At 74.0% G+C, this 269-nt stretch carries 1 protein-coding gene; it reads right to left on the bottom strand.

What is annotated here, in order from left to right; translation table 11 throughout:
• Nucleotides 1-269 (bottom strand): pyridoxal-phosphate dependent enzyme (locus tag Tfont_RS14430; protein ID WP_390612553.1); only part of this gene is annotated, 269 nt, incomplete at both ends.

Here is a 269-nt window from a genome sequence, read left to right as displayed (position 1 = left end):
GATGGCCGCCGCCATCGCCAGCGCGATGCCGGTGTTGCCGCTGGTGGCCTCGATCAGCGTGTCGCCGGGGCGGATCTCGCCGCGCTCCTCGGCGCGGCGGATCATCGACAGCGCCGGGCGGTCCTTGACCGAGCCGGCCGGGTTGTTGCCCTCCAGCTTGCCCAGCACCACGTTGCCGCGCGCGCGGTTGTCCGGCTCGCCGATGCGCTGCAGCGCCACCAGCGGCGTGTGGCCGATGGCATCTTCGATCGTGGGGTAGCGGCGCGGGG

This window comes from Tepidimonas fonticaldi (assembly GCF_007556755.1).
GTDB classification, from domain to species: Bacteria; Pseudomonadota; Gammaproteobacteria; order Burkholderiales; family Burkholderiaceae_C; genus Tepidimonas; species Tepidimonas fonticaldi.
Note: the sequence above shows the minus strand (reverse complement) of the source record. Positions and strands in the feature narration are given on the sequence as shown.